Source organism: Microvirga sp. M2, from assembly GCF_047497095.1.
GTDB lineage: Bacteria > Pseudomonadota > Alphaproteobacteria > Rhizobiales > Beijerinckiaceae > Microvirga.
The window spans coordinates 853,537-877,500 of sequence record NZ_CP134063.1; the positions used below are offsets into that span (position 1 = coordinate 853,537).

Annotated in this window: 24 protein-coding genes; 11 read left to right on the forward strand and 13 right to left on the reverse strand. The window is 65.4% G+C overall.

Annotation, left to right across the window (positions count from 1 at the left end):
* The first annotated feature begins 13 nt into the window (after window positions 1-13).
* The 6 genes from RE429_RS04035 to metK all read left to right on the forward strand — a co-directional run bounded on the left by RE429_RS04035 (window position 14) and on the right by metK (window position 6,183).
* Entirely contained in the window at window positions 14-916 is a 903-nt protein-coding gene (locus RE429_RS04035) for an HpcH/HpaI aldolase/citrate lyase family protein (RefSeq protein ID WP_414473092.1), read from the forward strand.
* Window positions 909-1,658 carry an SDR family NAD(P)-dependent oxidoreductase gene (locus RE429_RS04040; RefSeq protein WP_414473093.1) on the forward strand — a complete coding sequence of 250 codons (750 nt, stop codon included), beginning with the start codon at window positions 909-911 and terminating at the stop codon, window positions 1,656-1,658. Before RE429_RS04035 ends, RE429_RS04040 begins: the two co-directional genes overlap by 8 nt.
* Window positions 1,659-1,901: 243 nt before the next feature.
* The gene (locus RE429_RS04045; protein WP_414473094.1) at window positions 1,902-2,873 is read left to right on the forward strand and encodes a tripartite tricarboxylate transporter substrate binding protein; all 972 of its coding nucleotides are present in this window, start codon (window positions 1,902-1,904) and stop codon (window positions 2,871-2,873) included.
* A gap of 22 nt (window positions 2,874-2,895) precedes the next feature.
* Window positions 2,896-3,405: a tripartite tricarboxylate transporter TctB family protein gene (locus RE429_RS04050; RefSeq protein WP_414473095.1), complete on the forward strand. Its 510-nt coding sequence runs from the start codon at window positions 2,896-2,898 to the stop codon at window positions 3,403-3,405.
* Window positions 3,406-3,415: 10 nt separating this feature from the next.
* Complete coding sequence (locus RE429_RS04055) at window positions 3,416-4,930, forward strand: tripartite tricarboxylate transporter permease (protein WP_414473096.1); 1,515 nt, start codon at window positions 3,416-3,418, stop codon at window positions 4,928-4,930.
* An 86-nt stretch (window positions 4,931-5,016) separates the two neighbouring features.
* Window positions 5,017-6,183: a methionine adenosyltransferase gene (metK, locus tag RE429_RS04060; protein WP_414474113.1), complete on the forward strand. Its 1,167-nt coding sequence runs from the start codon at window positions 5,017-5,019 to the stop codon at window positions 6,181-6,183.
* Window positions 6,184-6,814: 631 nt separating this feature from the next.
* On the opposite strand, the gene RE429_RS04065 is transcribed toward metK, so the two are convergent.
* The 11 genes from RE429_RS04065 to RE429_RS04115 all read right to left on the reverse strand — a co-directional run bounded on the left by RE429_RS04065 (window position 6,815) and on the right by RE429_RS04115 (window position 18,895).
* Complete coding sequence (locus RE429_RS04065; protein ID WP_414473097.1) at window positions 6,815-8,206, reverse strand: aspartate aminotransferase family protein; 1,392 nt, start codon at window positions 8,204-8,206, stop codon at window positions 6,815-6,817.
* 12 nt (window positions 8,207-8,218) lie between these two features.
* Window positions 8,219-9,730 (reverse strand): NAD-dependent succinate-semialdehyde dehydrogenase, encoded by a 1,512-nt coding sequence (locus RE429_RS04070; RefSeq protein ID WP_414473098.1) that lies wholly within the window; start codon window positions 9,728-9,730, stop codon window positions 8,219-8,221.
* A 101-nt stretch (window positions 9,731-9,831) separates the two neighbouring features.
* Entirely contained in the window at window positions 9,832-10,641 is an 810-nt protein-coding gene (gene ehuA, locus RE429_RS04075; protein WP_414473099.1) for an ectoine/hydroxyectoine ABC transporter ATP-binding protein EhuA, read from the reverse strand.
* The gene (ehuD, locus tag RE429_RS04080; RefSeq protein ID WP_414473100.1) at window positions 10,638-11,330 is read right to left on the reverse strand and encodes an ectoine/hydroxyectoine ABC transporter permease subunit EhuD; all 693 of its coding nucleotides are present in this window, start codon (window positions 11,328-11,330) and stop codon (window positions 10,638-10,640) included. The genes ehuA and ehuD overlap by 4 nt, the downstream gene beginning before the upstream one ends.
* Window positions 11,327-11,992, reverse strand: coding sequence for an ectoine/hydroxyectoine ABC transporter permease subunit EhuC (ehuC, locus tag RE429_RS04085; RefSeq protein ID WP_414473101.1), 666 nt, complete (start codon window positions 11,990-11,992; stop codon window positions 11,327-11,329). Before ehuC ends, ehuD begins: the two co-directional genes overlap by 4 nt.
* 70 nt (window positions 11,993-12,062) lie before the next feature.
* The gene (gene ehuB / locus RE429_RS04090) at window positions 12,063-12,914 is read right to left on the reverse strand and encodes an ectoine/hydroxyectoine ABC transporter substrate-binding protein EhuB (protein ID WP_414473102.1); all 852 of its coding nucleotides are present in this window, start codon (window positions 12,912-12,914) and stop codon (window positions 12,063-12,065) included.
* 116 nt (window positions 12,915-13,030) lie between these two features.
* Complete coding sequence (gene doeB / locus RE429_RS04095; protein WP_414473103.1) at window positions 13,031-14,050, reverse strand: N(2)-acetyl-L-2,4-diaminobutanoate deacetylase DoeB; 1,020 nt, start codon at window positions 14,048-14,050, stop codon at window positions 13,031-13,033.
* Complete coding sequence (gene doeA / locus RE429_RS04100; protein ID WP_414473104.1) at window positions 14,047-15,228, reverse strand: ectoine hydrolase DoeA; 1,182 nt, start codon at window positions 15,226-15,228, stop codon at window positions 14,047-14,049. The genes doeB and doeA overlap by 4 nt, the downstream gene beginning before the upstream one ends.
* Entirely contained in the window at window positions 15,225-16,238 is a 1,014-nt protein-coding gene (gene eutC, locus RE429_RS04105; RefSeq protein WP_414473105.1) for an ectoine utilization protein EutC, read from the reverse strand. The genes doeA and eutC overlap by 4 nt, the downstream gene beginning before the upstream one ends.
* Window positions 16,235-17,236, reverse strand: a complete 1,002-nt coding sequence (gene eutB, locus RE429_RS04110) for a hydroxyectoine utilization dehydratase EutB (protein WP_414473106.1) — start codon at window positions 17,234-17,236, stop codon at window positions 16,235-16,237. The genes eutC and eutB overlap by 4 nt, the downstream gene beginning before the upstream one ends.
* Window positions 17,237-17,476: 240 nt before the next feature.
* On the reverse strand, window positions 17,477-18,895 hold the full coding sequence (locus RE429_RS04115; protein WP_414474114.1) for a PLP-dependent aminotransferase family protein: 1,419 nt from the start codon (window positions 18,893-18,895) through the stop codon (window positions 17,477-17,479).
* A 129-nt stretch (window positions 18,896-19,024) separates the two neighbouring features.
* Here RE429_RS04115 and RE429_RS04120 point away from each other — a divergent pair, with 129 nt between their 5' ends.
* The 3 genes from RE429_RS04120 (at window position 19,025) to RE429_RS04130 (ending at window position 20,586) form a co-directional block, all read left to right on the forward strand.
* A complete protein-coding gene (locus RE429_RS04120) occupies window positions 19,025-19,519 on the forward strand; it encodes an Lrp/AsnC family transcriptional regulator (RefSeq protein WP_414473107.1) in 495 nt (164 codons plus the stop codon).
* Between the two features lie 190 nt (window positions 19,520-19,709).
* Window positions 19,710-19,955, forward strand: coding sequence for a BrnA antitoxin family protein (locus RE429_RS04125; protein WP_414473108.1), 246 nt, complete (start codon window positions 19,710-19,712; stop codon window positions 19,953-19,955).
* A gap of 229 nt (window positions 19,956-20,184) precedes the next feature.
* Complete coding sequence (locus RE429_RS04130) at window positions 20,185-20,586, forward strand: MAPEG family protein (protein ID WP_414473109.1); 402 nt, start codon at window positions 20,185-20,187, stop codon at window positions 20,584-20,586.
* Window positions 20,587-20,691: 105 nt separating this feature from the next.
* Here RE429_RS04130 and RE429_RS04135 read toward each other — a convergent pair whose 3' ends face one another.
* The gene (locus RE429_RS04135) at window positions 20,692-21,231 is read right to left on the reverse strand and encodes a hypothetical protein (protein ID WP_414473110.1); all 540 of its coding nucleotides are present in this window, start codon (window positions 21,229-21,231) and stop codon (window positions 20,692-20,694) included.
* A gap of 399 nt (window positions 21,232-21,630) precedes the next feature.
* On the opposite strand from RE429_RS04135, the gene RE429_RS04140 reads away from it, so the two are divergent.
* Together RE429_RS04140 and RE429_RS04145 are read left to right on the forward strand one after the other, a co-directional pair.
* A complete protein-coding gene (locus tag RE429_RS04140; RefSeq protein ID WP_414473111.1) occupies window positions 21,631-22,065 on the forward strand; it encodes a hypothetical protein in 435 nt (144 codons plus the stop codon).
* A 189-nt stretch (window positions 22,066-22,254) separates the two neighbouring features.
* The gene (locus RE429_RS04145; protein ID WP_414473112.1) at window positions 22,255-22,482 is read left to right on the forward strand and encodes a DUF6894 family protein; all 228 of its coding nucleotides are present in this window, start codon (window positions 22,255-22,257) and stop codon (window positions 22,480-22,482) included.
* 138 nt (window positions 22,483-22,620) lie between these two features.
* Here RE429_RS04145 and RE429_RS04150 read toward each other — a convergent pair whose 3' ends face one another.
* Complete coding sequence (locus RE429_RS04150; RefSeq protein ID WP_414473113.1) at window positions 22,621-23,031, reverse strand: SET domain-containing protein; 411 nt, start codon at window positions 23,029-23,031, stop codon at window positions 22,621-22,623.
* Window positions 23,032-23,964: the final 933 nt, after the last annotated feature.

Here is a 23,964-nt window from a genome sequence, read left to right on the forward strand (position 1 = left end):
CCGGGAGGGACAAGTGACGCAAGCATCGCGGCGCAGCGCGCTCTACATGCCGGGTTCGAATGCCAGGGCGCTCGAGAAGGCGCGGCAGATTCCGGCCGATTCCCTGATCTTCGATCTCGAGGACGCCGTTGCGCCGGATGCGAAAGTGTCAGCCCGGGCTCAGGTGTGCGAGGCCGTGACGTCGAAGGCCTATCCGGGCCGCGAGGTGGTCATCCGGATCAACGCGATGGCGACGTCCTGGGGCCCGGAGGACCTCTCGGCGGCCTGCGCGGCAGGACCGGACGCGATCCTCGTCCCGAAGGTCGAGGGCCCGGACGACATCGTCGCGGTTGCGCGGCGCATGGAGGAATGCGCGGCGCCCGAGCCCATCCGGATCTGGGCCATGATGGAAACGCCGCGGGCGATCCTGAACGCGCTTGCGATCGCCGACGCCTCTCGCGGGGAGGGCGTGCGCCTCGCCGCCTTCGTGATGGGTACCAACGATCTCGCCAAGGACACGTCCGTCAGGCTGGACCAGAGCCGCGCGGCGGTGATCCCCTGGCTGATGACCTGCGTTGCCGCCGCCCGCGCCAACGGGCTCGCGATTCTTGACGGCGTCTACAACCGTCTCGACGACGGCGACGGCTTTGTCCGCGAATGCGAACAGGGACGCGGCCTCGGCATGGACGGCAAGACCCTGATCCATCCGACGCAGGTGGAGCCGTGCAACCGGATCTTCTCGCCCTCCGACGAGGACATCGCCTGGGCGGCGTCCGTGCAGGCCGCCTTCGACGATCCGGCCTCCGCGCATGCGGGCGTGGTGAAGATCGACGGGCAGATGATCGAGCGGCTGCATCTCGACATGGCGCGCCGGATTCTCGCCGTCGACGCGCGCAACAGGCGGATGCCGGCGGCCGGGGGGATGCGCCATGGATGATCGCGAGCTGAAGGGCCGGGTCGCGCTCGTCACGGGAGCCGCCAAGAATATCGGCCGCGCCATCGCGCTTGCACTCGCCTCCGGCGGCGCGTCGGTCATGGTCGCCGCCAGAGGCTCGCGCATCGAGGCCGAGGAGACGGTGTCCCTGATCCGCTCGCAAGGTGGAGAAGCCTTCATGCATCTGGCGGATCTCACGGATCCGGACGAGGCGAAGGGCCTGATCGATGCCTCGATCGACAGGTTCGGAGCGCTCGACATCGTCGTCAACAACGCGGCCCTGCGCGCCGACAATCCGGTCTCCGCCATCGCTTACGACGAGTGGCGGCGGGTGGTGTCGAGCATCCTCGACGCCACGTTCCTGTGCACGCAGGCGGCCCTCCCTCATCTGCGGCGCAGCGATGCGCCCTCGGTCGTCACGATCGGCGGCGTCGCGGCCCATGCGGGCGTCGCCCAGCGCGTCCATGTCGCGGCCGCAAAGGCGGGGGTGGCAGGCCTGACGCGGGCGCTCGCCGCCGAGCTCGCGGGCGAGGGCATCACGGTCAACTGCATCTCTCCGGGCTATATCGAGACCGCCCGCAAGGGACATCTGCCTGAGCATTTCCGCATACGGCCCGTGCCTCTCGGACGACCGGGCCGGCCGGAGGAGGTCGCGGCCATGGCGCGCTATCTCGCGGGTCCCTCCGCGCGGTTCATCACGGGCCAGATCATGCACGTGAACGGAGGTTGGCATATGGGAAGCTGACGGATCGGACTCTGGAAAATAAATGGTTGCATCAATCGCAACTACTCTTCATGATCCGCCGACGACCTTCAGGAAAGAGGCCCGCTCCCCTTGCGGGAGCCGCGCGCGTGACGCGCCCACGAGATCCGCCAAGATGCAGGGTTCTTTGCCTCCGGTGACCGCAAAGAACGCCCCAAAACCAGCGAGCCTGCATTCAAGCAGGCCATGCAGCAAAAGCGAAAACGCTCAATGGAGGAAACCGAGATGTTGCGTCGAATCGTTGCCGTTGCGGGCCTTGCGGCCGCCCTTGTCGCGGGCGGCTCCGCTGCCAGAGCCGAGTATCCCGAAAGACCCATCAGCTACATCCTGCATGTCTCGCCCGGAGGCGCGACGGACGTGATGGCGCGCAAGCTCGCCACCGCGATGGAGAAGATCCTCGGCGTGCCCCTGCCGGTCGAGAACAAGGCGGGCGGGCGCGGCGCGGCGCAGCTCGCTGACCTCAAGAAGTCCAAGCCCGACGGCTACACGATCGCGTCGGTGACGAGCACGCATATCGGGGCCTTCAACCAGACGCTCAAGCAATACGACGTCGACAGCTTCGACTGGATCGCCCGCCTGGTGAACGAGCCTTACCTCATCGTGGTGCGCAACGACAGCAAGCTGAAGAGCATGAAGGATCTCGTCGACGCCGCCAACGCCAAGCCGGGCAGCGTCGTCATGGCGGGCTTCGTGCGCGGCTCGGGCGGCCACTTCGCGTGGGAGATCATGGCGAAGTCGGCGAACCTCGATTCCGGCAAGGTGCGCTGGGTGCCGTTCGACAGCGTCGGCGATGCGGTCACGTCCGTGCTCGGCGGCCATTCCGAAGTAGCGATCGCCTATGTGGATCTCGTCAAGAGCCACGTGGCGGCGGGCAACCTGCGCGTGATCGGCATCATGGCCGAGGAGCGCGTGCCGCAGCTCCCCGACGCGCCGACGCTGATCGAGCAGGGATACAAGGCCGACACGTCCTGGCAGCAGATGCGCGGCGTCATCGGGCCCAAAGGCATGCCCGACGCCGTGAAGGAAAAGCTCGCGGGCGCGATCAAGCAGGCGCTCGAGACGCCGGAGCTGAAGTCCTACATCACCGAATCCTCGCTCGTGCCGGCCTTCCTCGGACCCAAGGAGTTCACCGAGAACGCCAAGCAGCAGGACGTCGTGACGAAGCAATGGATGCAGACGCTCTCGCTCGAGCGATGAGCGCGAGATCGGAGGCAAAGCCATGTCCATGCATTCGGCTGATCACGATGACTATGGGACGACGCTGCCGCCGGCCCAGGAAATCACCGTCCGGTCCGAGTTCGGCGACATCGTCGCCGGACTCGCGCTCGCCGGACTCGCGGGCTGGTTCCTGAAGGAAGCGATCGTACTGCCGGACTATTCCGGCACCGCCATCGGGGCGGCCGATTTTCCGAAAGGCCTCGCGTTCCTTCTGCTCCTCGCCGTCCTTGCCCTGGTCGGCGCGGCCGTGAGGCGCCTGATGACGGGCCGGCACGGCGAATCCACGACGATCCGGCGGCCCCTGCGCGTGCTGATCGGCATCCTGCTGCTCGTCGCGTTCCCGTTCATGATGGAGCATGTGGGCTACTACCTCGCGATGGGCATCTTCCTGGCGGCGTTCCTCTATCTCGCCGACGCCACGCGGCCTCTTGTTCTGATCGGCTGCGTGGCGGGTTTTCTCCTGTTCACGAAGATCGTCTTCGAGATGTTCCTGCAAACCCCGCTGTCGTGAGAGGTGACTGATGTACGAAGGTTTCATGGCAGGGCTGGCGGCGTTCTCCTCGTGGCAGGTGATGGTCGGTCTTCTGGCCGGCGTCGTCGTCGGCTACCTCGTCGGCGCACTGCCGGGATTGTCGGCCGGCGTCGGCATGGCGCTGCTCATCCCGTTCACATTCGGGCTCGATCCGGTCGTGTCGGTCGTCATGCTGATCGCCGTCTACATGGCGTCGGAATATTCGGGCGCCATTCCGGCCATTCTCGTCAACACGCCGGGCGAACCCTCGGCGGCGATCACGGCGCTCGACGGCTATCCGATGCGCAAGCGGGGCGAGGCGGGACACGCTCTGACCCTGTCCATCCTCGGCTCGGCCTTCGGCTCGGTGCTCAGCACGATCCTGCTCGTGTTCTCGGTGAGCTGGATGACGTCCTTCGCGCTCGCCTTCGGGCCAGCGGAATATTTCGCGTTGGCCGTTCTCGGCCTGAGCCTCATCTCGGCGCTGTCCGGAAGCTCCATCCTGCGCGGCTTCATCGCGCTTCTGTTCGGCCTCATCCTGACCACGATCGGGACGGATCCCGTCGACGGCCTGCCGCGCTTCATCTTCGACGACGGGTTTTTGAGCGGCGTTCCGTTCGTGTCCGCGCTGATCGGCCTCTTCGCCCTGTCTGAGGTGCTCAGAATGCTCGAGACCACGGACGAGCCGACGGTGCCGATGCGGGAAATTCCCGGCGTCTCGAGCCAGTTCGGACTGATGAAGCCGCACATGGGCAACATGATCCGAAGCACGTTCCTCGGCTATATCGTGGGCGTCATTCCTGGCGCGGGCGCGAGCATCGCGTCCATCGTCGCCTACACGGTCCAGAAGCAGATCTCCAAGAGCCCAGAGACCTTCGGCAAGGGCAATCCCGAGGGCGTGGTGGCGGCCGAGACGTCGAACAACGCCTGCATGCCGGGAGCGCTCGCGCCGATGCTGGCGCTCGGCATTCCGGGCAAGGCCAGCACCGCCGTTCTGATCGGCGCGCTGGCGATCCACGGCGTCGCGCCGGGACCGCTGATCTTCGCGCAGCATCCGGAGATTCCCTATTCCATCTACATCTCGCTCCTGGTCGGAATGCCGTTCATGGTGCTGCTCGGCCTCTACGGCACGCGGCTCTGGGTGCGGCTTACCCAGATCCCACGCGGCGTGATCGCGGGAATCGTCTGCGCGGTGTGCCTGCTGGGCACGTTCTCGGAGGCGAAGGACATCTTCTCGATCTGGGTCGCCATCGGGTTCGGGATCGTCGGCTACGGATTGTCGAAGGTGCATATCGAACCGGCTCCCGTCGTCCTCGCGCTCGTCCTCGGCTACATGATGGAGTCGAATTTTCGCCGGGCGCTCGTGATGTCCGGCGACGAGATGACGATCTTCGTGTCGCATCCGATCTCCGCCATCTGCCTGACCCTGTCGGTGATCGTGTTTGTCCTGCCCTTCATCCAGAAGATCAGACGCCGGCGGAAGGTCGAGATCGAGGCGCCCGGCTATCCCAGCAAGGCCATGTAGCGGGTGCGGCCGCGGGGCGGCAAAAAGCCTTCCCGCGACCGTCCGATCATTCCAGAAAAAGCCTATCCGAAACGAGCGACGTCATGCTGCAAGCCAACGATTTTCTCTTCACGAGCGAGTCCGTCTCCGAGGGGCATCCTGACAAGGTCTGTGACCAGATCTCCGATGCGATCCTGGATGCCTATCTCGCGCAAGATCCGGATTCGCGGGTCGGGCTAGAAACCCTCTGCACGAAGAACACCGTCGTTCTCGCGGGCGAGGTGCGCAGCGCGGCGCGGATCGAGCGCGAGGCGCTGGAGGCCATCGCACGGCAGACCGTGCGCGACATCGGCTACGATTTCCCCGGCTTCGATTGGTGCAGCCTCGACGTCTCGGTTCTCGTCCACAGTCAGTCTCCCGACATCGCAAGAGGCGTCGATGCGGGAGATCGCCGCAGCGAGGGAGCCGGCGACCAGGGCATGATGTTCGGTTATGCCTGCAGCGAGACGCCGGAGCTGATGCCCGCTCCGATCGTGCTCGCGCACCGGATCCTCCGGGAACTGGCCGCGGCGCGGAAATCGGGGCGCGCCGACGGGCTTCTGCCCGACGCCAAATCGCAGGTCACGATGCGCTACGAGCGCGGCAGGCCGGTCAGCGTCGAGACGGTCGTGGTGTCGTCCCACCATGATGCCGGTCTCTCGCAGGACGACGTGCGCGCACGCGTCCTGCCGGTGCTCGACGATGTGCTCCGGCAGAGCTGGAACGGGCGCAGCGAGCATGTCCTGGTCAATCCCACCGGCCGCTTCGTCGTCGGCGGCCCCGAAAGCGATACGGGCCTGACGGGCCGCAAGATCATCGTGGACACCTATGGCGGCGCCGCACTCCACGGCGGCGGAGCCTTCTCGGGAAAGGATCCCACCAAGGTCGACCGCTCGGGTGCCTATGCGGCGCGCCATCTGGCCAAAAACGTCGTCGCGGCGGGTCTTGCCGAACGGTGCCTTATCCAGATCGCCTATGCGATCGGCGTTCCCGAGCCCGTTTCGGTCTATGTTCAGGTGGAGGGGGGCGATCATGTGCCCAGCGAGCGGATCAGCCGGGCGATCCGGAACAACGTCGATCTGACCCCGCGGGGCATCATCGACCGCCTCGATCTGGCTCGGCCGATCTACCGGCCGACCGCGACCTACGGCCATTTCGGGCGGGCAGGCGACGAGGATGGGTCCTTCCCATGGGAACGTCTGGATCTCGTCGACATGCTCCGGCGGGCAGTCTGACGCGATGCCGTCATGGCCGACGCTCGGCTCATCCCGTGCAGGCGGGGATCCGTAACGACCACGGTGCGTGAAGAAAGCGGTGAGCGTTGCGCTCGCCCCGGCGGGACACCGAGGAGAACACGCCGCCCCGTCATGCGTCAGCGGGACCGATCGCGCCGCAGGCGCGGATAGCGGGCTCTGATCGTCCTGCGGATCTCTTCGATGTCGGATGAGACGAGCTTGATGAAGCGAAGGGCGGTCAGGAGGGTCATGGTGGCGGGGATGCTTTGTGGAAGACGGGTGTGCTGAAGATGTGATGCAGGCGCTATGGCCCGGTTTCGCTGCGGTGCGGCAGGCTCGTGGCCGCATGACGGGCATTCGCGCCGTGCATAGGGCCGCCGCGTCGAGGGATCGCCGGGTGGACCTGACGGAAGCGGTGGGGGAGGGCGGAGCGTTCCCGGGCTTTCCACTCTCATCCCGGGCCGGAAGGCTGAGCCCGGGATCCATAGCGTTTGACGGTGCCGAAGGAGGCGAGCGGACGCCGCAGCGCTCTTCCTCCGCAGGTCGTGGTTATGGATCCCCGCCTGCGCGGGGACGACAAGGTGCGAGAATGACCGCGAGGAGCGCGGGGGCCGCGGGCCCCCGCGATGCGTTAAAGGGTCGAAGTCACCGACTCGACCGCCTCCTTCGTGGCGCTCACGATGATGTCGGCCTCCTGCCTGGTCAGGCAGAGCGGCGGCGCGAAGCCGAGGATGTCGCCCTGGGGCATCGCACGGCCGATGACGCCGCGCTCGAGGAGCGCCGCCGTGATGCGCGGGCCGACCTTCTCGGAAGCATCGAAGAAGACCCGGTCGTCCCGGTCGCGCACGAACTCGACGGCGGCCATCAGGCCCTCGCCGCGCACCTCGCCCACGAAGCGGTTCGAGCCCACCGCGTCGTTCAGGGCGGCGTTGAAATAGGCGCCGGTCTCGCGGGCATTGGCCACGAGACCGAGCTCGTCGACGACCTCCAGGTTGGCGACGCCGGCCGCCGCGCAGAGCGGATGGGACGAGTAGGTCCAGCCGTGGCCGATGGCCCCGTAGGTGTCGGAGCCCTGCTCCAGCACGCGCCAGGCCTTCTCGGACACGATCACGCCCGAGAGCGGCGCATAGGCCGAGGTCAGGCCCTTGGCGATGGTGATGAGATCGGGCTTCATGCCGTAATGGTCGGAGCCGAACATGGTGCCGAGGCGGCCAAACCCGGTGATGACCTCGTCGGCGATGAGCAGGATGTCGTGCTTGTCCAGCACCGCCTGGATCTTCTCCCAATAACCCTTCGGCGGAGGCACGATTCCGCCCGTGCCGAGCACCGGCTCGCCGATGAAGGCCGCGATGGTCTCCGGACCCTCGGCCTCGATCATCTCCTCCAGCTTGTCGGCGCAATATTGCGAGAACTGCTCCTCGCTCATGGAGCGGTCCGGCCGGCGGAAATAATAGGGCGCCTCCGTGTGCAGGATCGGCGGGCGCGGCAGGTCGAACAGGTTGTGGAAGGCGGCGAGGCCCGTGAGGCTGCCGCTCATCAGGCCCGAGCCGTGATAACCGCGCCAGCGCGAGATGATCTTCTTCTTCCCGGGCCGCCCCAGCACGTTGTTCATGTACCAGACGAGCTTGATGTTGGTCTCGTTGGCGTCCGAGCCCGACAGTCCGAAGAACACGCGGCTCATGCCCTTCGGGGCGCGGTCGATGATCATCTTGGCGAGACGGATCGAGGGCTCGGAGCCGTGGCCCACATAGGCGTGGTAATAGGGCAGGGCGGCGGCCTGGGCCGCGATGGCGTCGGTGATCTTGGTGCGGCCGTAGCCGACATTCACGCAATAGAGGCCCGCGAACGCGTCGAGGCTGCGCTTGCCCTGCCGGTCCACGATGTAGACGCCTTCGCCGCCCGCGATGATGCGGTTCGGCGTTTCCCCGCGCGCGTGCTGGGCCATGTGGGTGGAGGGATGGAAGAAATGGTCCCGGTCCCAGGCGTTGAGTTCGTTGTCGAGAGTGTTGGTTTCGTTCAGCATGGCTGACTCCGGTCAGTGGGTGTCGATGCAGAGGTATTTCAGGTCGGTGAAGGCCTCCAGGCCGTGGCGCGAGCCCTCGCGGCCGAGGCCAGACTGCTTCACGCCCCCGAAGGGAATGGGCGCGCCCGTGATCTTCACCCGGTTCACCGCGACCATGCCGTATTCGAGCGCCCGGCCGAGCCGCAGGGCACGCGCGCCGTTCTCGGTCACCACATAGGCGACGAGGCCGTATTCGGTGGCGTTCGCCCGGGCCACCACCTCGCTCTCCGTGTCGAACGGCGTCACGGCCGCGACCGGGGCGAAGGTTTCCTCGCGCATGATCAGCGCGTCGTCCGGCACGTCGGCGATGAGGGTCGGGGTCACGAAGAGGGGGCCTTCGGCGGCCGTGTCCGCGGTGATGCGGCGCGCCCCGAGGGCCAGCGCGTCGGCGATCTGCGCCTGTGCCTTCGCCACGGCATTCGGATGCATCAGGGGGCCGACCTCCACGTCCCTGTCGAGGCCCGGACCTGATTTCAGTCCGGCGATGCGTTGGCCGAAGGCCTCGCAGAACGCGGGGTAGATCGAACGCTGCACATAGATGCGGTTGGCCGCCAGGCAGTCCTGGCCGGAGGTGGCGAATTTCGCCCCCATGGCGATCTCGACGGCCTTGTCGAGATCCGCGTCGTCGAACACGATCAGCGGCGCATGGCCGCCGAGTTCCATCACGAGGCGCTTCATGGTGGGGGCGCAGCGCAGGGCGATCTTGCGGCCGATCTCGGTCGAGCCCGTGAAGCTGACGACGCGCACGCGGGGATCGTCGCAGAAGCGGTTGGCGATGGGCTCGGCATCGCCCGTGACGATATTGAAGACGCCCGCCGGCAGGCCGGCGCGCTCGGCGAGCTCGGCGAGCGCGAGCGCGGAAAGCGGCGTATAGGAGGAGGGGTGGGCGACCGTCGTGCAGCCGGCGGCGAGCGCCGCTGCGGCCTTGCGGGTCAGCATGGCGGAGGGGAAATTCCAGGGCGTCAGCAGGGCCGCGACGCCCAGGGCCTCGCGGCGCACCAGCATCTCGGCGCCGGGCAGGTGGCTCGTCACGCTCTCGACGTTGAGGCGCTTGGCTTCTTCCGCGTACCATTCCACGAAGGAGGCCGCGTAATCGATCTCGCCGAGGGATTCCGCGAGCGGCTTGCCCTGCTCCAGGGTCATGATGAGGGCGAGATCCTCGCGGTTCTCCAGCATGAGGGCATGCCAGGCGCGAAGGCGCTGCGCGCGCTCCTGCGGCAGAGCCGCCTTCCAGGCGGGAAGCGCCCGGGCGGCGGCGTCGACGGCCTGGCCTGCGGCCTCGGCGCCGAGGCGCGACACGTGGGCGACGGTCAGGCCCGTGGCGGGATCGGCGACCGCAAAGCGCGCATCCTCGTCGGCCGCGGTCCAGCGCCCGTCGAGATAGGCCATCTCGCGCAGGAGGCGGGGATCCCTCAGGCGGCCGAGCGCCGGGTGGCTGTCCGCCTTGGCGGGTGCGGCCACGTTGGTGTGCGTGATGGCGTTCATGCGTCGCCCTTCCTGAATCAAAAGCCGATGAGGAAGGCTAGCCCGTCAGGCGGCGAGATGATTTCGGTTCTTGCGCCCAAAGGGCGAGAGTCTCTCGGTTTTCACGGGAGAGACTGGAGACTTTCTCGCGCCGCGGCGGAAGGCTGCTCGCCCAGGATCGAGCTCAGGAACTCGCGGGTGCGCGGCTGCTGCGGGTTCGTGAACAGGAGTTCCGGATCGCCCTGCTCGACGATGCGGCCCTTGTCGAAGAAACAGACCCGGTCCGAGACCTCGCGGGCGAAGCGCATCTCGTGGGTGACGAGGAGCATGGTCAGGTCGTGCTCCTGCGCGAGGGCCCGGATGACGCCGAGCACCTCGCCGACGAGCTGCGGGTCGAGCGCGGAGGTCGGCTCGTCGAACAGCAGCACGCGGGGACGCATGGCGAGCGCACGCGCGATGGCGACGCGCTGCTGCTGGCCGCCCGAGAGCTGGCTCGGGAAATGATCCTTCTTGTCCAGGAGGCCAACCATGCGCAGCAATTCGGTGGCGCGGCTCTCGGCCTCCTCGCGCTTCATCTTCAGGACCGCGACGGGCGCCTCGACGACGTTGCGCAGCACGCTCATGTGCGGGAACAGGTTGAAGCTCTGGAACACCATGCCGACATTGCTGCGGATCTTGTGGAGGTGCGCCTCGCTCGCCTTGAACGGGCCGTGCCCGTGGGGTTCGTGATAGCTGATCCCGTCGATCACCAGGTTCCCTTCCTGGAAGGGCTCGAGCGTCATCAGGATGCGCAGGACCGTCGATTTGCCGGAGCCCGAGGGGCCGATCAGGGTCACCTTCTCGCCGCGCTGGACCTCGAAGTTGAAGTTGTCGAGCACGGTCAGGGCGCCGAAGCGCTTGGTGACGTTCTCAAAGCGGATAATCGGTGTCATCGCAGGGGGATCCCACTTTTGGGCAGGGCCCTCTCGATCAGGTAGATGAGGGCCGAGCAGATGAGCGTCATCGGCAGGAAGATCAGTCCGACCATGGAGAGCGGCACGAGATACTCGAAGGTCCGCTCGCCGATCATGTTGGCGAGGCCCAGCATGTCGAGCACGGTCACGACGGAGAGAACCGGCGTCTCTTTCAGCATCGACACGAGATAGTTCCCGAGGGCCGGCACGATGCGCGGAATCATCTGCGGCACCACGATGTCGCGATAGGTCCGCAGCCGCGTGAGGTTGAGCGCGGTCGCGGCCTCCCACTGGCCGCGCGGCACCGCGTCGATGCCGCCGCGATACACCTCCGACGTATAGGCCGAGTATTGCAGGCCCAGCGCCAGCGCCCCGGTCATGAAGGCCGGCAGCACGATGCCGAAATCCGGCAGCACGTAATAGAGGAAGAAGAGCTGCACCAGAAGCGGCGTGTCGCGCACGAACTCGGTGAAGCCCGCCACCGTCCAGGAGATCACCTTGAACCGGCTGCGGCGCAGGAGCGCCAGCACGAGGCCGAGCACGAGCGCGATGGCGTATCCGACCGCCGCCGCCTGAAGCGTGACGATCAGGCCGATCCCGAGGATCGGCAGGATGGACAGCGCGAAGGTCAGCGGCGTCGACGTATCCCAGGCGTAACCGTACATCATGAATGGGCGCTCCTGGGGAAGGCCGGACCGCGCCTCAGCTTCGCCTCGATGAAGCGCACGATCAGCATCAGGCACAGGGCGATGAGGAAGTAGCCGAGCAGGGTCAGGGTATAGACGGTCGCGCTGTCGAGCGTGATGTTGCGCATGGACTGTGCCTGGAAGGTCAGGTCGGCGATCGAAATCAGCGACACCAGCGCCGTGTCCTTGAGGTTCTGGACGGCGAGATTGCCGAAGGCCGGCATCATCTCGATGATGGCCTGGGGCATCGAAATGTGCCACAGGGTATAGGTCTTGCTGAAATTGAGCGCCCGCGCGGCTTCGAGCTGCGTATGCGGCACCGCCAGCAGGGCGCCGCGCACCACTTCGGCCCCGAAGGCGCCCGTGAGGAGCGACAGGGTCATGATGCCCGTCGTGATCGGATCGAAGGAGATGCCGATCAGCGGCAGCGCGTAATAGAACCAGAAGAGCTGCACGAGCAGCGGCGTGCCGCGAAACAGCACGATATAGACGAAGGCGATGCCGGACAGGAGCCGGTTGCTCGACGTACGGGCGATCCCGGCCGCGAAGGCGAGGATCGCGCCGAGCGCGATCGATGCGACCGAGATCGTCACCGTCACCTGTGCCCCCTTCAGGAGGGGAACGAGATATTGCGTCCATGTCATCGTCGAAACTCCTGACGGGTTTCCCCCGGCAGAGCTGCCCGCCCCGCCGGGGAGTTCGAACGATGCCGGATTACTTTCCAGCGCAGAGGTCGGCGACGTCCTTGGCGGCCGCGGCCTTGATGCTCTCGTCGCTCAGGCCGTAGGACGTGAGGATCTTGCGATAATCGTCGGTTTTGCGGAAATCCACCAGCGCCTTGTTGAACGCGTCATGGAGCTCCTTGTCCTCGAGGCGGAACGCGAAGCCGCCATAGTTGCGCACCGGCTTGCCGTTGACGATCGGGTCCGTGAAGGGCTTCACCTGCTCGACGCCCTCGCTGCCTTCGGCGAGCTTGGAGACCGTGAGCTCGGTGGCCGCATAGGCGTCGACGCGGGATTGCACCGTCGCGGGCGCGTCCGCATTGGCCTGGATGATCACGATCTGGTCGTCCTTCACGCCGACGGCGCGCAGGAAGTCGATGTTGTTGGCGCCCGACACGACGGCGACCTTGAGCGACGGGTCCTTGGCGATGTCCGCATAGGTCGTCAGCTTCTTCGGGTTGCCCTTCTTCACGAGGAGGCCCTCGCCGTAGCTGGAATTCGGCTCGGTGAACGCTACCTGCTTGCAGCGCTCGGGCGAGATGTTCTGCTCGGCGGCCGCGAAGGCGAAGCGGCGGGCCTTCAGGCCGGGGATGAGCGTGCCGAACGGCGTCACGGTCCAGTTCACCTCGTTGACGCCCATCCGCTTGAACACCGCGATGGCGACGTCGGGGCCGATGCCGGCGGCCGTGCCGTCCTCCTTCATGTAGCCGTAAGGCACTTCGTTCGCGGTCGCGCCCTGGATGTATCCGGCGCTCTTCACCTCTTCGAGGGTCAGCGCCTGGGCGCTCCCGATGACGGCCGCGAGAGCAAGAGCGGCGACGCCGTAACGGATCATGGACTTCATCTTATCTTCTCCTCTGGTGTTCCGACTTTCTGGCTTCGAGCATCTTTTTAATGTCGATGCTCCGAGATCCGCGTGCCGGTTGATCCGGCTTGCAGCGGGATGGCTGGCGGTTGGGTTTAAGGGCCCTCCTCCACGGTTGCGACGACGGCGAGGCAATCGCCGGTCTTGACGAGGCCGGGGAAGTGCCGGGCGGCGAGAACGCCGTCGAGGGCCGCCCGGTATTCGGCCGGAGCCTGTCCCGTGCGTCCGACGGGGTGGATCCTGGCGATCACGTCGCCCTTGCGGACCGGATCGCCCAGGTCGATGCAGGGCTCGACGAGGCCGTCATCCTCGGCGAAACGGAAGCACTCGGCGGAAGGCATGTCGAGCCAGCGCGTCGGAGCGGTCTCGGGCCGGCCCTCGACGATCCCGGCGTGCTTGAGAACGTTCATGACGCCGCGCCTGGCGATGCCGACCGTCTTCGCCGAGGAAGTGCCGCCGCCGGACAGTTCCGTGGTGACGAACACCTTGCCCATCTCCTCCGCGGCGGTGTCGTACATGCCCACCGCGTCGATCTCGATCATCCGCATCGAGTAGGGCGCCGCGAAGGCGGCGACCGCATCGAAGCAGCGCTTTTCCTGCTCCTTGTCGGGCAATTCGTGCGCGGCCGCATAGGGCAGGAAGTCGAGGGTGCGTCCGCCCGAATGGAAGTCGAGGACGATGTCGGCGAGCGGCAGGAGAGTGCGCTGGAAGTAATCGGCGATCTTCTCCGTCACCGTGCCGTCAGGGCGTCCGGGAAAGCTCCGGTTGAGATTGCCGCGGTCGATCGGCGAGGTGCGGGTGCCCGCCCGGAAGGCCGGGTAGTTCATGGCCGGCACGATGATGACGCGGCCTTGCACGGCATCCGCGCTGAGGGTGCGGGCGAGATCGAACAGGGCCACCGGCCCCTCGTATTCGTCGCCGTGATTGCCGCCGGTGAGAAGCGCGGTCGGGCCGTCCCCGCGCTTGACCACCGTGACCGGGATCATCACGGAGCCCCAGGCCGAATCGTCCCGGCTGTAGGGCAGGCGCAGGAAACCGTGCTGCACGCCGTCGGCGTCGAAATCGACCCCGGCGCTGACGGGGGAGGGGCGCTGGATCGGGGTGTATGCGTTCATGGCTTGACGAAGAGCTGGCGCGGCACGTTGGAGAGGCACTCGACGCCGGTTTCGGTGATGAGAATGCTCTCGGTGATTTCCAGGCCCATGTCTTCGAGCCACAGTCCCGTCATGAAATGGAACGTCATGCCGGGCTTGAGTTCGGTCCTGTCGCCGGGGCGCAGGCTCATGGTGCGCTCGCCCCAATCCGGCGGATAGCTCAGGCCGATGGGATAGCCCGTGCGGTTGTCCTTCACGATGCCGTAGCGCTTGAGGACCGCGAAGAACGCATTGGCGATGTCCTCGCAGACATTGCCGGGCCTGGCGGCCGCGAGGCCTTCCTCCATGCCTTCCAGCACGGCCTTCTCGGCATCGAGGAAGGCCTGGGTCGGCTGGCCCAGGAAGACGGTGCGCGAGAGCGGGCAGTGATAGCGCTTGTAGCAGCCCGCGATCTCGAAGAACGTGCCCTCGCCCTTCCGCATCGGGCGGTCGTCCCAGGTCAGATGCGGGGCGGAGGCCTCCTCGCCCGACGGCAGGAGCGGAACGATGGCCGGGTAGTCGCCGCCGAAGCCGTCGACGCCGCGAATGCCCGCATCGTAGATCTCGGCCACGAGATCGCATTTGCGCAGGCCCGGCTCGGCCTTCTCCAGGATGCGCCGGTGCATCGCCTCGACGATGCGACCCGCCTTCCTCATGTAGTCGATCTCGGTCGCGCTCTTGACCGCGCGCTGCCAGTTCACCAGCGACAGGGCATCCTTGAACGTGGCGTTCGGGAGATGCTTCGTCAGCGACAGGAAAGCGGCCGCGGAGAAATAGTAATTGTCCATCTCGACCGCGATGACGCCCTTGCCCCAGCCGCGCGCCTCGATGATCCCGGACAGGTAGTCCATCGGGTGGCGTTCCGTCGACTGCACGTAGTGATCCGGGTAGCCGATGATGTTGTCGTGGGCGAGATAGGCGGTGCGCTTCGCGCCGTTGGCGTCCTGGCCGCGGCCGAACCAGACCGGCTCGCCCTGCGGGGGCACCAGCACGCATTGATGCACGTAGAACGACCAGCCGTCGTAGCCCGTCAGCCAGTGCATGTTGGACGGGTCGGTGACGATCAGGAGATCGATCCCGGCCTTTTCCATCGCCTTGCGCGTCTTGGCGAGGCGCTCGGCATATTCCGCTCGGCTGAAATTGAGGTGGGGCGCGCTCACAGAAGGTCTCCCGTTGGTGTTTTCGTATCGATGGATCGGCCCGCTCCGGCAGCTTGCGCGCGGGCATGGGCGAGGGTGGCGATGGCGGTGTCCTGGACGCCCGTTCCGGTGAGGTCGCAGAGGGTGATCTCTTCCGGACCGGTTCGGCCCGGCGCCTGCCCGGCGATGATCTGCCCCAGTTCAGGGAAGGACCTGTCCGCTTCGATCAGGCCGGCCCGGATCGCATGATGCAACTCGCCGAGGCGGCGCGTCTGCGCCAGGCTGTCGGCGATGTAGCGGACGCGGGTCAGGATCGCCGGGTCGATCTCGTTCTTGTGCTCGGAATCGGACCCCATGGCCGTGACATGCTGGCCGGGGCGAAGCCACTCCGCTTTCAGGATCGGCTGTTCGGCCGGGGTCGTCGTGACGATGATGTCCGCGTCCGCGCAGGCGGCCTGCGGGGTCCGGGCCGCTTCGACCGCGATGCCGAGGGCCGCGGAAAGGTCGCGGGCCGCGGCTTCCGCCCCGGCGAAGTCACGCGCCCAGATGCGCGCCTGCCGGATCGGACGGACGAGAGTGAGGGCCTCGAGCTGCAGGCGGGCCTGGATCCCGGCGCCGAAGATCGCGGCATTCTGCGAATCCTTCCGCGACAGGTGCTTGGCCGCCACCGCCCCGGCAGCGGCCGTGCGCACATCGGTGAGATAGCCGTTGTCGAGCAGCAGGGCCTTCACGAGGCCGGTCTTGGTGCTGAACAGGATCATCAGCCCGTTGAGGCTCGGCAGGCCGAGCTTCGGGTTGTCGAAGAAGCCGGGGCTCACCTTGATGGCGAAGCCCTCGAGGCCGGGAACATAGGCGGTCTTGACGTCGACCTCGCCGCGCTCTTCCACGAGGTCGAGCCGCAGGATCGGCGGCATCACGACGGGCTTCGTGGCGAGCGCCGCGAAAGCGTCCTCGACGCATTCGACCGCGCTCGCGTCGAGCCGCACGATGCGGCGCAGATCCGGTTCCGTGAGCACGAGCATGTCAGTCACAGGGTTCGTCCTTCAGCCGCGCCGGCGGTCTTCGTGGTTGCGTTCACGATGGCCGCGTGCAGCGCCTCGTCGATGTTGCGTCCCGACACGAGGGCGACGGTCGGGCCTCTCGCGGCGATCTTGTTCGCCAGGAGCGCCGCGATGCCGACCGCACCCGCTCCCTCCACCGTTTCGCCTTCCGCGGTGAAGGCGTGGCGGATGCCCTCGGCGATCTCCTCCTCCGACAGCAGCACGACGTCGTCGAGAAGGTCGCGGCACATGGCGAAGGTATGGCGGTTGCCGAGGCCGATGCCGCCGCCGAGCGAATCGGCGAGGGTTTCCACTTCCTCGACCAGGACGGGCTTTCCCGCATTCAAGCTCGCATGCATGGCGGCTCCGCGCGCCATCGAGACGCCGATCACCCGCGCCTGCGGCAGCCTGCTCTTGACGGCGGCCGCGACGCCCGACGCCAATCCGCCCCCGGACAGGGGCACGAGGACGAGCTCCGTGTCGGGGCGCGCCTCGGCGATCTCCAGGCCGATCGTGCCCTGGCCCGCGATCACGTCCGCATGGTCGAAAGGCGGGATGGCCGTCAGGCCCTCCTGGCGCACGAGGCGCTCGACCTCGTCCTGCGCGTCGTCCTGCGAGCGGCCGACGATACGCACCTCGGCCCCCAGCGCGCGCACCGCCTCGACCTTGTTGGCGGGCACGAGGGACGACATGCAGATCACGGCCCGCACACCTTCGGCCTGCGCCGCGTGGGCGAGCGCGCGGCCGTGATTGCCGGTCGAGGCCGTCACGAGACCGCGACGGCGCGCCTCGTCGCTCAAGGAGAGTACCGCGTTCGTCGCGCCGCGCAGCTTGAAGCTGCCGGTGAGTTGACGGCTTTCGAGCTTGAGGTGGACCGGGACGCCGCAATGGGCGGAGAGGCTCAAGGACGAGACCAGCGGGGTGGGCCCGACGCGGCCGGCGATGCGGTCCCGCGCCTCGGCGATCCTGTCGATCCCCACCGCCATCATGGCCGGGACCCTGCTGCGAGGATACCTCGGGATGGAACGAAGGACACGAGACCGGCGCTTCCGCTTCGGGCCTCGGATTGAACTGCTCCAGGGGTGAGCATTCCTGTGTGGACTGCGTACATCCATCACCTCGTGTCAGGACAAAGCGATGGTGTGTCGCACCAGGTTTCATGTCAATGTTTATATTGTCATGAAACAATTATGCGGAGAAATGCGACGCCATTGCGCGCGCATGCGCGGCTACGCGATGGTGCCCGCGTCGAAATAGGCGATGGTGCCCGCGTCGAAGACGGGCGGCAGCTGCTCGAACGTCTCGGCGATCGTCTGGAGCGAGCGGCCGAGGGTCGCGTGGGAGAGGTGCCCGCCCAGGCAGATGCGGATGCCGCCGGGACTGTCGGGGCCCGACTTGAAGGGGTCGGAGGGGGTCACGGCGATGTTCTTCTGGGCCAGCATCCGCACGAGGCCGTCCTCGGTCCACCGGGGCGGCATCTTGAGCCAGGCGCAGAGCGACAGGGGATGGGTCTGGGCGACGTGGTCCTTGAGGATCTCGGCCACCATCGCCTGCCGCGCCCGGGCTTCCTTGCGCTGCAGGGCGACGAGCCTCTCGGCCGTGCCGTCCTCGACCCACAGGGTCGCGAGCTCGGCGGGCAGGTTGGTGGCGCTCCAGGACGTCACGCGCATGATGCTCGCGGCCCGGATCGTGTATTGCGGCGGCACCACCAGATAACCGACGCGCAGGCCCGTCAGCACCGATTTCGTGAAGCTCGTCACGAAGAAACCGAGCTCGGGAAGCAGGTCCGCGAAGGACGGGAGGGGCGTTTCCACGAGGGGCTTGTAGACCTCGTCCTCAACCACGTAGACGCCGTAGCGGCGCGCCACCTCGGCGATGGCCCTGCGCCGCTCCGCCCCCATGACGTGGCTCGTCGGATTGCCGAGCGTCGGGATGAGCACCAGCGCCGTGACGCCCCCGGCCGCGCAGGCCTCCTCGAAGGCCTCCACCAGAATGCCCTCCCGGTCGGTGGGCAGGCCCCGCAGGGTGAAGCCCAGAACGTTGGAAAGGCCGATGATGCCGTGATCGGTCAGGCTCTCGGTCAGCACGATCTCGCCCGGGCGGACGATGGCGGCGACCGCCAGGAACAGGCCGTGGGCCGCACCGTTGGTGATCAGGATGCGGTCCGTCGAGGCCTCGACGCCGAGGGCCTTGAGCCATTCCCGCGCGGCGGCGCGGTGGCGCTCCAGTCCGGCGATGGGGCGGCAGGGGCGCATGAAGGCGCTGGCGTCGCCCTGGGCGAGACGCCGCAGCACCGCCCGGGACGCGTCCTCGTGGGCCTCGGTATAGACGGCCCTGATGATCGAGAGGTCCACGGTCTCGCCCGGGTCGCGGTCGAGCATGAAGCGGTCGGCCTTCTCGGTGACCCGGCTGCGGACGAAGGTGCCCCGGCCGACCTCGCCCCGCAGATAGCCGCGCCGCTCGGCCTCCTTGTAGCTGAGGCTCACCGTCTGCACGGACACCCCGAGCTGCCGCGCAAGGTCCCGGTGGGTCGGCATGCGCGCATGGGCCGGCAGGACCTCCGCGTCGATATCCGCGATGATCCGCTCCGTCAGCAGCCTGTGCTTCGTCACCCCTTTCCGCTTGGTCAGCCCCGGCCGCCAATCCACCACGAGCCCCTCCTCGGAATCGACGGAAGCGTCCCGGCCAGCTTGGGTGTGAGGCAGCTCACGCATAGGATTGTCTCAAGCGATTGCAATGGGGTAATCATTACATTGGATTGAAACTCTGGAATAGTCATGAAACTCGACAAAATCGACTTGAAGATCCTTGCGGCTCTCCAGAGCGACGGCCGGATGACCAAGTTGCGGCTTGCCGAGGCCGTCAACCTGTCGCCCACGGCATGCTGGGAGCGTCTCAGCCGTCTTGAAAGAAGCGGGGTGATCACCGGCTACACGGCCCGCATCAATGCCGACAAGCTGGTGCGCCGTACGACGGTTCTCGTCGAAATCATGCTCAAGAGCCACCAGCAATCCGATTTCCAGCGCTTCGAGGCGGCTGTCTTGAAGGAACCCGCGATCGTCTCTTGTGACGCAACCGGCGGGGGGGTGGACTACATCCTCAAGATCGTCTCCGAGGATATCGATTCCTATCAGAGATTGATCGACAGGCTGCTGACTCTCGATCTGGGGATCGAACGATATTTCACATATGTGGTGACAAAGAACGTTAAGACCGCCGACCCTCTCGTGGGCCTGCTGCCCATGGAGGTGGGGTCGGAGGCGAGGGAATGATTGGCGGCCCGATGTCTTGCGGGCCGATGTCTTGCGGGCCGATGTCTTGCGGCCCGATGTCTTGGAATACGATCTGACGGCTGACTGCACTTGGTGTGGCGCATGGGATGCGAAGCCCAATATCGGATCTGACCTGAGCCAGCCTTTGTGGTACGCTTGCGGATAAAACATGACTTGATGGGAGCGTAATATGCCGAGACCACCAGGAGGACGCCGGCCGGCGGATCCCTTTAAGGCTGCTGAGGCGGCTTTTAAGAAAGTGACGACAAAGCCTGTCGAAGGGCCGGCCAGAGCTCCCGCGATACCGGGCGTCAAAGAGACGGTTACACTGCGCATCGATCAGGATGTGCTCGAATTTTTTCAGCAGGATGGTCCCGGCTGGCAAGACCGCATCAACGCCGCCCTCCGAAGGGTCTCGGGTAAGTCCGAAGGCTAGAGCGTCGGGCGCGGGAAGTGGAATCCGCTATTGGGATTGCATCCGATGCTCCCTCCGAGATGAGCGCATCGCTTGGGCGGATCCGAAGGGCTGCGTCAGTAAAAGGGAGGGGCTCTTCTGCCCCAACAACGCTCCCCCCTTGTGACCGGGATCCAGATAGGGGCCGTGATTGTCCAACTCGTGCGGCGCCCCATAATGTGTCTTCTGCGTCAGCCAGCCGGCGGTAGCCATGACCACCGAGTTTGCATGCCTTGCCTGGACGCTCGTCCTCGCACTCGTTCAAATTCTTCTTCCCGCCATGTTGCGCACGGGCGAGACGGGAGTGACCTACAATGCGGGTGCGCGCGACGCTGAAGGACCGCCCGTCGGCAAGAGCACAGGGCGCCTCCAGCGCGCCCAAAGGAACCTTTTCGAGACGTTGCCCGTCTTTGCCGCCGGCATCATTATCGCCCATATCGCCGGTCGGAACGGCGCGCTGACCTGGTGGGGAGCGGTGCTCTATTTCTGGGCCCGTGTCGTCTACCTGCCTCTCTATGCTTTCGGGATCCCTTACCTCAGAACGCTGGTGTGGCTTGTATCCCTGGCCGGGATCGTCCTCATCCTGATCGCGATCCTGCGCCCGGTGCCGTGACGGAGGCAAACGCAGGAGCCGCGATGCCCGGGAACATAGGCTTACCGCATCGGATGTGCGTTCGATGTCACGTCCGATGCTGGAGCCCATCGGTCATTTCTTGGATCAGCAGGCGATCTGGGCTCCCGTCATGTGAACGGGCGTAATGGGTTTGACGTCCCGGCCATGGATGGCACAGGTCAGGCGCGCCTCCGAGCGGCATTGAGGGCCGTTCGGGGAGCCGACTCTCGGTCCTACGGAAAACTGGACGGTGATCTCTCCCGGAGCCGTTTCCAGGAAGCCTGCTACCGAGGACAACCAGGTTTGGGCCACGAGGTCTTCTGTCGCGTGCGCTTCGTTCAGGGCATATTCAACGCAGGCCGCAGCGGCATCCTCCGGGCGAAGAGGCTCGGGCGCGACCGGCTGCGCAATTGCCGAGGCCGTTTCGACGTCATGACCTTGCTTGTCGTCGGACAAGTGAGGCTCCGAAGTCTCCGGGGCGCCACGGAACCCATTGACGACCGAGAGCGCCAGAATGGCGAAGACGAACGTCTGGAGCGGGATGCGTTTCAGTTTGCTGAGAAGCGGGGCGCGGCTGAAAATAACAGCCCGATAGATATGGGCGAATGCGGCAATGAGCGAAATGAGAATAATCGTTCGGAGCATAAGGATCGTGCCTGCGCGAAATCGTGCGAAGTGGACGGCTTATCGTGGGAACTCCCTGAGTCCAGAGCAGGATCCCCGATTAGATCCGGCGGGCCTCATTTCCGGTTTTCGCGGTTAACAATGTCTGAAGAATTGCCCTGCGGGGGATGGGCTTCCCGTCGCCGATGGCTCCCGTGCAAACCGTCCGCATTCTCATTGAAGAAGACAGGATATGAGGGAGCCGCCTGCTTCAGAAAGTGAGGTAAGGAAGAGCATGTAGTTGTCGCGGCGGCGCAGTCAAAAACGCAAATTATGATACTCTTCTTTGCTCTTGCTTCTTTACAGGTGTCGAGTTCTGTTAATATCTTCTCAATGGCTGAGCATGCTATCCTTCCCGTTGGGAAGATAGGGGCACGACAGATGACGGACGATGAAGTTGAGGCGGTCGCGCAGGAACTTGCGAAGGTGGGAGGCTCCACATGGTATCCCGGGCGCACCACCGGGCCGCTGCTGAGAGCCGTCAGCGAGCGCTACCTGGATAGAGCCCGTGTCGCCATCGCTGCTCTCGACCGGTTCAGGGCCGCAGCGAATGCCGGTGTGACGTCGACGGAGCCTGCCTCATCGAGAGAGATGCCCGTTGATAGGGCGCGCAAGCAGGACCTTCAGGTTGGAACGATCGTCGTCTACCGGCCGCCGGGCGATCAGAGAGCAATTGCCTGCAGGATAGAGCGGATCGAGGCTCATCGAGCCTACCTTGTTCCCGTTCCCCAATCGGTGATCGGCTGGGTATCTCTCGAGAACCTTCAGCCTGTGAGCGCTCATGACGTGTCCGCTGCGCCCGGAGATTTGGATTAGCGCATCGTGCGACAAAGTGGCCCCGGTTTGTCGCCAGAACGATGCGCTCTTTCCGAGACGGGCGCATCGGATGCAATCCCAAAAGGGCAAACCCACTTCCCGCGTCCGATGCTCTAGTGGTCCATTCCTGTTGTCGAGGAATGCTGCTAGAGGCAGCAATCATATTGTACAGGCTTCAAGGATTTGTCGATGCGTTGTTTCTTCCACCTTGTGAATGGTGCGGAAACGATCCCGGATGATACGGGTATCGAGGTGAGCAACCTTGAGAGCGCCCGAGCTTGTGCTTTGGACGTTATCAATGATTTGCGGCAGGAGGCCGAGTATGGCCCTCAAGACTGGAAAGGCTGGAGCCTGAACATCGTCTGCCCCGAGGGAAGTGTCCTTGCCACTATCGCACTTGGCATTGCCCTCCACTGATGTGGTCAATTGGCACGACGCCATCGGGTCGAGATCGAACCCCCATCCGATGCTCTCAGTCTCTGGTCTCGAGCATCTTTTCACGCAAAACCGGTTCCCACTTTTCGCTCGCGCGGCCCGCCGGGTCCGCACGATGCGCTAGGTCTTTGCGCGCGCCATGCAGGCCCCACACTTGCAGCCGATCGGCTTTATGAATGTTTCGAAGTAGCTCTTGCCGTAATTATAGGTAATTTCATCACCCGGCTTGATGCGCTTGATGGCTTTGATGCGGATCCGGCCCCGGGACACGACCGCCTCGGCATTCGGACGACACGAGTGATTGATGTAACGAGCGATGTTCCAGCGCGGAGACCCGTCGATTGTCGAGCGGCTACTGACCTCGAAGAGGTAGCGCGTGTTCCTCCGGCGGCTGACCTCCTCGTTCGAGAGGCGCGGTCCCACATACTCGATGATGAATGTGCCTTTCTGGATATCACGGGTCGCAAACAGGCCCAAACCGGTCAGTGACCGTCCGACCCGAAAGGGCGTTTCTGAGGTTTCTGTTTTCATCGGAGGAAGTGCATTTCACTCATTGTGACGGATACCGACCCATATGAAGTCTCTGAATCTGATCGGTCGGTTTCACGTGAATGACCAAAGCATGATGTTCGCTCAAGGTTTTTCGTGTCGCCGACGTCTGAACGGACGACTTCGCATGACATGTGAAGCACCGGTCTTCAAGTCCTCCGTGCAAATCTTCCAGTGCAAGTCTTCCAGTGACTGCATTCGTTGAACACTCGTCGGGTTGCTCTCATCGAGGCGATTGCACGCAGGGGATCGACGCAGGCCGCCTGCCTTGAACGTCTGAAGTCTGGTTGAGTTTCCGCGGAAAGCCGACTACAGATCTGGCGCGTTCCAAATCGAACAATCCTCATGCATCTGCACCTCAAGCCCATCAGACCACACCGGCCAGCCTGGCGAAGCATCGGCATCGTCGGGAGCCGTTGTCTGCCGAACCATGGGCAGGAGCAGCGATCCGGTCCCGGACCCGCACCTTCGCCGCAACCGATGGGCCTCACACCAACCGGCACCATCCGCGTGGTGCCTCACCCCTCACAGTCGGACTAGACATCATTGTCGCCGGCTGAATCCGGCGGCTTCCTTTCATTTCGCATCTCCATTCGACCGTGATGCAGGACCGCCGGGATCCCAGCCTCACTCAAAGAAGGAGAGCCCTGAAGTGAACAGGGTATGGACGGAAGAAGAACTCGAAATTCTGCGCCGAGACAGAGCTGCGAAAGTTCCGGTGCCGGTCACTGCGGCGAAGCTCGGCAGGCCGGTGCCTGCAACCTATGCCAGAGCCCGCCTGATCGGAACACTCGTCCAAACCCATCAACCATGGGATGAGGTCAGCGTCGCACGTCTTCGGGCGTTGGTGTCAGCCGATCCGCCAATGACGGATAAACGCATTGCGGAGGAGCTCGGACGAACCGTCACTCAGAT